Source organism: Paucilactobacillus suebicus DSM 5007 = KCTC 3549 (assembly GCF_001434475.1).
Lineage (GTDB): Bacteria > Bacillota > Bacilli > Lactobacillales > Lactobacillaceae > Paucilactobacillus > Paucilactobacillus suebicus.
Genome location: NZ_AZGF01000032.1, coordinates 19,904 through 27,784, shown reverse-complemented (window position 1 = coordinate 27,784; position 7,881 = coordinate 19,904). Strand labels below are relative to the sequence as shown.

6 protein-coding genes are annotated in these 7,881 nt (G+C 40.8%); 2 read left to right on the top strand and 4 right to left on the bottom strand.

The genetic code is table 11. The features are described from left to right. Positions 1-33: 33 nt before the first annotated feature. Together FD16_RS10470 and FD16_RS10465 are read right to left on the bottom strand one after the other, a co-directional pair. Complete coding sequence (locus tag FD16_RS10470) at positions 34-1,035, bottom strand: LCP family protein (RefSeq protein ID WP_010622600.1); 1,002 nt, start codon at positions 1,033-1,035, stop codon at positions 34-36. A 128-nt stretch (positions 1,036-1,163) separates the two neighbouring features. Next, positions 1,164-1,907 (bottom strand): hypothetical protein, encoded by a 744-nt coding sequence (locus FD16_RS10465; RefSeq protein WP_010622599.1) that lies wholly within the window; start codon positions 1,905-1,907, stop codon positions 1,164-1,166. Between the two features lie 261 nt (positions 1,908-2,168). Here FD16_RS10465 and FD16_RS10460 point away from each other — a divergent pair, with 261 nt between their 5' ends. Then, on the top strand, positions 2,169-2,726 hold the full coding sequence (locus FD16_RS10460) for a sigma-70 RNA polymerase sigma factor region 4 domain-containing protein (protein ID WP_156403252.1): 558 nt from the start codon (positions 2,169-2,171) through the stop codon (positions 2,724-2,726). A 339-nt stretch (positions 2,727-3,065) separates the two neighbouring features. Then, a complete protein-coding gene (locus FD16_RS10455; RefSeq protein WP_010622597.1) occupies positions 3,066-4,448 on the top strand; it encodes a L,D-transpeptidase family protein in 1,383 nt (460 codons plus the stop codon). A gap of 228 nt (positions 4,449-4,676) precedes the next feature. On the opposite strand, the gene FD16_RS10450 is transcribed toward FD16_RS10455, so the two are convergent. Beyond that, positions 4,677-7,220: an AAA family ATPase gene (locus FD16_RS10450; protein WP_010622596.1), complete on the bottom strand. Its 2,544-nt coding sequence runs from the start codon at positions 7,218-7,220 to the stop codon at positions 4,677-4,679. Positions 7,221-7,233: 13 nt separating this feature from the next. Next, positions 7,234-7,824, bottom strand: coding sequence for a hypothetical protein (locus FD16_RS10445; protein WP_010622595.1), 591 nt, complete (start codon positions 7,822-7,824; stop codon positions 7,234-7,236). Positions 7,825-7,881: the final 57 nt, after the last annotated feature.

Below are 7,881 nucleotides of genomic sequence, written 5' to 3'. Positions count from 1 at the left end.
TTTTATATCAGTACTTCTTGACGAAGAACCTTTTTAGTCACCGATTTGTACTCGTTTTAAACCTAAGTTATCACGAACGTTGTTAGATGTAGTTTGCCTTTCATTCGTTGATACCATCTGGAATGACTGACCACTAATCATCTTACCCGTCCCCTTAACATAGTCTGACTTAACAGTCTTAGATGCTCCACGATAGTTGAGCGCTAACTTGGTCATCTGACTGAACGTTAAGTCCGTCTTAGACTGTTTTGAAATTGAATTTAAGAATGCCTTATTCAAGACAGTCTTGTATGAAATTGATTTACGCAACAAAGCAGTAATAACTAAACGTTGACGCTCCTGACGACCATAGTCGCCTTGTGGATCCTGATGGCGCATCCGTGAGAAGTTCAAAGCAGTCTCACCATTCATATGCTGCTTCTTACCCTCAGTAAAGCTGGAACCGTTATAGCTAAATGTCAATGGTGAAGTGACATCAACACCGCCAACTTGATCGATGGCTTTTTTCATGCCACCCATATTTACAAGTACGTAATAATCAATCGGAATCTTGAATTCTTTTTGCACAACGTTGATTGATTCCTTTACACCGCCAAATGCGTATGCCGCATTGATCTTAGCTGGTGAATATTGAGGGTAATCCGGTAAATTAACATACATATCACGAGGAATACTCGTCATAGTTGTCTTACCAGTCTTAGGATTCAGCGTCATAATAATCATCGTATCGGTACGGCCCTTGTAATCACGGCCAAGGTCACCGGTATCGGTCCCCAGAAGCAAAATCGAAACCGGCTTCTTGTTCTTCAGCACTGAATTTGCATTACGAGACTTATCAGCACCTGAACTCTGGTACATCCCCGTCGTCATATTACTAAGATTCTTCCACGAAATTCCTGCAAAGACAACGCCCGCTAAAACTAGCACTCCAACAATCGTCAACACAACATTTCTAAATATATGTTTGCGGTGATGATGGTGGTGGTGATGATGCGGTTGCTTGCGTTGCTCATCAATTTGATGATCTTCACTCATTTGTCACTGGCCTCCTGGTGCCACTGTTATCATTTTTTAACAATGTTCACAATCTTTTCACAATTCACTGCATAGTTTCCCATGTTTTGAACTTCAAGTCAATATACGGTTGTAACCGAACACAGTTTCTAAATGTGAAACGGTTGCTCTAACATACTGATAAAATCCTTTTTTTCGTCATCAGAAAGTTTTTGACCAAAAATTTTTTCAGCCAGTTTTTCTAAAGTATCAATAGCCGCATCAACACACAGTGTTCTCAGCAATCGCCGCTCTTCATTCAAGTGTCTGTCCTCAACCGGAATCCGTCCACCGGTATGCTGATAACCTTCAGCACCATATCTGTATTTAATATATTCTAGATAGCCAAATTGCAGTGAAGAAATTTCATCGGCTTGTCGAGTTCGCCTATTATAAACTGCCTCACTCAAATTTATTTTAACCTGAATATTTTCTTCAAACGCGATTAATAACAGGCCATCTTTCGGATCGGCACCGGCACTCAACACGCGGTGCTTCATGAACCACATCACATCATCGTTACGCACACCGCAAGTTGGGATCATCTGAAATCGGCCATTAGTGACTGGCATACATTTACCAACATTGCACACTCTTGCATTTGCCCTCGTAATCACGTTATTTAATCCAACCTCACGGGCAAATTCCGTTATCATTTTACTGATTGGTTGATGGACGCCAATTATTTCTCCGTAATCGTATAAAATCACGGTCAATTTTTCGTTATTGATCTTTGCTTCTCGAAAAATAAGTGTGTCATCCCAACGAATTTTGGCACTGTCGATAATTTTGATTGGCTCTTCAGCTAAGTTTTCAAAGTTAAACATTCGACTGTTTAGAAATGGTTTTTGCATATATGGCGCCCCCTATATAAATAAAATTTTTTAATATATCATTTTGGGTCTCAAAACAATATTCCAATATACAGACCAATTTTGCATAAATCAACCAAAAGTTTGATAAAAGATACACAAATTGTAATTTTAGTACCAAAAAGGCCATTTTTTGTCGTATTTTACTATTTTTCTGTAATTGCTCTCTCATAATCACTCAGATATTCTATGTGTCATCGGGGCCCCGATAACTAAATTCAAAGAGGTTATCGAGAAATGAACATGGAAAAACAACAAGCAGCATACGCATTTATTAATTCTGACAATCACGAAGCTGTCATCTATGGTGCCATGAAGAAAATTGGCATTACTAAGAGTCACCCAAAGTACGAAGACTTCAGTCACGAAGGTTGGCTGACCTTTGTCGAGACATACCTAAACTATCAAGAAGAAATTGATTTGGATGTCCAAAAATTCATGAATTTTGTATATTGGAAAATCCGCTGGCGATTACTCGATATCTTAAGAAGAGAGAATAGTCAAAACACCTTCCATGAATTTTCACTGGATAACGATAGTATTACCGATGAGATCAAGGATGCGCAGCTATTTGAAATTGCCATCAGAAATAATGATTTTAACAGCCTACTTTACATGGATATCTTCAAGCGAGTTTACGCCGCTTCATCTGTGAATGAGCAACGCTACTTACTTGGCTGTGTGATCAATCATCAGTCAATGACAGAGCTTGCTAGACTCCATGGTGTCTCCAAAGCAACAGTCAGTCACTGGAAGAAAAATGTGCAACAAAGAGTTCAAATTATGAATGAAGGATTATGACTAGACCAAAAACATTAATCACCTGATTCATGTAAGTTAAGCAACACTATTGGTGCGAATTATTTTGCCTCATACTCAGAATCAATAATACATTAAATGAAGAAACGCCCGATTTAGATAATCTAAATCGGGTGTTTTCTGGTAGTTTATTAAAATTACATGGTATTCATTCACATCGATTTTATTTTTCCAGGCGAATAGACCAATTTATCATACAAACACTTGTTCGTTAAATAATGTTGTAAAGGCATTGCCCCGCCCGCCAGACGTGATATACTTACGAATGTTACAATATGACGAAACTATGTCATTTTTATGTAGTTTCTTAGGAGGATAACTGTGAGGAATCAGGGAACAAATCAGTCGATGCGCAAAATACTCTGGTGGGCGATCCCGATTGTGGTACTGCTCGTCATCTATATCGGCGGTGCGATCCACTATCAGAATAAATTTTTACCGAAAACCGAGATCTTTGGGATCAAGATTGCCGGTAAAACGACTACGCAGGCCAACAGTACTTTAAAGGATAATATTAAGACCACTAAGTACACGTTCAAAGATGGTAGTAAAACCGTCACTACTGCGACCGGTGCCGAAATCGGCATGAGTAAAGATTTTGGTGGCATGCTGACGACCGTCAAGAACAGTCAAAATGCTTGGAGTTGGCCGATTCATCTATTTACTAAGCCAACTGCTAGTTTGAGTAAAGCTACTGCAATTATTAATGATGATACTTTAAATCAGTTCAGCACCTCCACGGCTGCTAAACTAAATAAAAATCGTGTTGCCCCGCGTGATGCCGCTCTATCATTTAAGAACGGTAAATTGGTTACAACAAGGGAACACAAAGGTAATCTAATTTCAGCAACTAAGTTAACTTCAACGATCAAAAAGAGCGTTTTAGCCGATCAAAACACGGTTAACCTGAAGAAAACCTATGTGACACCCCAGGTTACAACCAGCATGAAGAGCTTTAAGAATCTGAAAACAAAGCTAACTAAGATTGCGAATGTTTCTGGTACCTTCAAGATTGAAAACAAAGAAGTTAAAGTATCAAAGGCTGAAGTTCAGAGTTGGATCGATATTAAAGGTACAACAATGACGATTTCAAAGTCTAAGATCGACAACTACCTAACTTCAATTGATCACAAGTACGGAACTTATTATAAGACCCGTCACTTCAAGTCGACAGCGAGTGGCACAGTCGATGTCCCCGCCGGCATTTATGGTTGGACCGTTAACCATACTAAGGAAATCCCAGTTCTCGTGAGTGCAGTGAAAGCTGGTAAAACATTCCATAAGGATATCATCCATAAAGGAATGGGCTACCACGCTGATGGTAGTGATATTGGTAATACTTACATCGAAGTTGATAAGCAAAATCAGATGGAGTACTACTACAAAGATGGCAAGATGGTAATGAGCTCCGCCGTTGATACCGGTAACCCGAACAAGGGTCACGCCACGCCATCAGGTGTATTTGACGTTTGGAGCAAGCAACGCAATGCTATTTTAAAGGGCCAAGGATATTCACAACCAGTAAGTTACTGGATGCCAATTAATGATACCGGCGTTGGATTACATGATTCACCATGGCAACCACAATATGGTGGCTCATGGTACTTAAGTCATGGTAGTCACGGATGTGTAAACAACCCACCAGCATTCATCGCTAAGCTTTATCCTCAGGTAGCACTGGGAACACCGGTGGTTGTATTCTAGATCAGAGTGTTAAAAAAATCGTTCAGGACCAGTTGTGTAAGCAAGGAAAGACCCGTATCCCGTACTTTGGGATATGGGCCTTTCCTTGTTTACACGGCAGGTCCTGATTTTTTTAACACGTTTCGGCAAATTTAACAAAAAAGAGCTCGAACTTGAAATTTATAAAAAAAAGAGCAAAAAAATGCCAGTACCAATCCTTCTAAGGATCACCACCAGCATATTAAATCCCTACTGTCGATATTCCAACGCATTATCCAACACGACATCATCAGGAATATCTCGCATATCTTCAGGCTGCTTTTCCACAATCCAAACCTTCTGCGCTCTAACCAACTTTTCAACGTAGTTACGAGCCCAACGACCATTACTTTGTTCTTCTTGAGGCAGGCGTCCATAGATACTCTTAACGGTGCCCGTCAGCAGGCCTTCATTGAACGTCCACTTGGCATGGGTTAACTGCAAGGAAACAATCTGGGCAATTTCTTCAGGCGTGTAAGAATCAAATTCAATCTTCAATGGCACCCGCGATCTCAATCCGGAGTTAGCTTGCAAGAACTTCTCCATATCATCGGTATAGCCGGCAAAGATTGCCACAAATTCGCCACGATGATTTTCTAGTTCCGTAATCATGGTTTCAATCGCTTGCTTACCAAAGTCATTTTCACCACCACTACTCAACTGGTAGGCTTCATCCACAAACAATACGCCACCGAGTGAGTTCTCAATTACTTCTTTAGTATTCTTTTCGGTATGACCAATGTAGGCACCAACTAGGTCAGTGCGATCAACTTCTTTGACCGTATCTTTTTCTAGAATGCCGAGGTTATAGAAGATTTTGGCAATGATTCTGGCAACCGTTGTTTTACCAGTGCCGGGTTCACCTTCGAACACCATATGGTAGTTACCGGCGCCAAAACTAGATTCACCAAGTGCCTTATCAGCTTGCACCTGTTTGACCAAGTTATGAACAAAATCTTTCACTGATTTAAGTCCAATCATGGCATCCAATTCCGCCACGATTTGATCGACGTTATTGCTCTTTTCTTCGGCACTACCGCCGATCATCGTCGTTAATAGTTCATCAGGAATTGCATTAGTATCTTGGATATGATTTTCAATCACGTAAAGTGCCACATCACGCATCAATTTTTCGTTAAAGTTACGCACCCAGCGTCCATTTGAAGAATCATTGGTCAGGTTATAAGCCTGCACGACAACATCATGATACAGTTGCTCGTTAAATTCAAACTTCTTAGCGTGCAGCTGTAGTGCCCCAATTTGCGCAATTTCATCGTCCGAGTAATCCTCAAAATCAAATGTATTAGGGACACGAGAAGCAAGTCCTTCATTCATACTCAAGAATTTTTTCATTTCATCGGTATAACCAGCAAAGATAATCATCAGATCATCCCGGTGATCTTCCATGTACTTCAGGATTGTGTCGAGTGCTTCTTGGCCCCAGTTCATACTGCCATCTTGATACAACGTGTATGCTTCATCGACAAACAGCACGCCACCCGTGGCTTCTTCCAGTTTTTGTTTGGTTTGAATCGCAGTGCCACCAACATTTTGTGACACTAGGTCTTGGCGAGAAACTTCGACCAGCTTATCTTCGGCGATGACCCCTTCTTCAAACAGTGCCTTCGCTAATAGACGAGCAACAGTTGTTTTCCCTGTGCCGGGATTACCTAAGAATAATGAATGAAGTGACTGATCTAGTTGCGGCAATCCATCCGCCTCACGTTGTTTATTATAAGTGGCCAAACTAATGAACTTTTTTGCTGTTTCTTTCACGCTTTCAAGCCCAATCATATTTTGGAGCTCAGTTAACGCACTCTGTTCCTCAGTCTGGTTTTCTTGTTGCTCATCATTTTGCGTGTCAGTTTCAGTGGTATCCTCGCTATTATCGTCGTTGCTATCCTCACTAGTTTGAGTTTCATCACTATTTGACGAGGCAGTTTGTGCTTGTGGGTAGGTGATCTTAATTCGGTCAGCATCCCCCTCAATCGTCGAATACTCATCCGATGTTGCTTCAATCGTTTGGCTAGTGCCAATCTGTGGATTAATAAACTGCATATATCCATGATTGACCCATAAATGGCTAAATGGATCTTCAAAGTGGAGGCTATTTGCGAAGACTTGGCCACCACCATAGGCAGCCAATAGATAATCATGGTTAGCATAGCTGTTTTCATTTTTAATGTAGGCATCGTCCAGATGAAGTTCAGCATCTTCACCTACTATGGCAATATAACCTGATAGTTCCGAATTATTAACATGAGAAGTTGCTTTACTAATAAAGAGGTTCTCGACAACCGATGAATCACAGCTGAACTCTGCTTGATTCATCACATTCACAGCGCCCAGGTGCTGATCTCTAAATTCACAAGCGCTAGCATTCACAGTTGCACCATCAATGTAGACTGCTGGATATTTGGTACTTTCAGATTTAACGGCCACATTTTGCATCGTCACAGATGAGCCACCGACCGCATACACCGCATTATGAGAATCACCAGCAGTGATCGTCATATTTTCAATGTGAACATTACTATTTTCCTTAGCCACAATATATGAGGCCAGATTAACGTCCGCGGCTGTGTCACCATTGCCTCTAAAGATGATATCGATGCCCTTAGAGATACTAATTCCATTCGGATATTCATAGTCACCGGCATCAAACACAATGGCATCCCCAGCTCCCGCCATCTTAATTGCTTCTTGGAGCGAATGTTTTCTAAATCCCTTGCCAACTGAAATTGCTCGTCTCATTGCTTACCTCCGGCTAAAAGCCCATTTTTTTGGCTTCATGATTCATGTAAATCAGCCCAATAATTCCTAAAATAATTGAAAATCCCCATGAAAAGGCGATCACTATCACCCGAATAACCCAGTAAATAATTAATCCGGCACCACTTCGTTGGGTTGGAGATTGACTGCCACTAAATAGTGCCGTGACACCATTCTCAATGTGTAGCATGCGTGCACCCTCTGTAAATAAAGTCACCGTGACCGGGTACAGAATAAAGTTTAAAACGTAGATTAGCGATGATAAAACTTGGTGATCAAGAGATAAAAAAATTAACAAAATAATTGCAGAAATCACGTACTGTGCGATCCAAAATTGCTTTGTTTGTAATTTTAGCACCCCGGCCAAAAAGCTGCTGTTTTTCTGTGAACTATCTGTTTCATTGCCAGTCCCAAATCTGTTGGTGTTGTCGGTATCATCAACACTGCTAGTCCCCGTACCAAAGCTTGGCTTTTGACTGGCACTGCCGGTACTTTCCTGTGTTACACGACCACTTTTTTCAGATGCAACATTATTAACGTTAGAACTTGCGTCGGCCCCCACACCGAATTTTGGTTTCTCACTCATGTCATTCCACTCCAATTGTTCGTTTTGTTATACAGAACTATCTTAGCATAATTAACA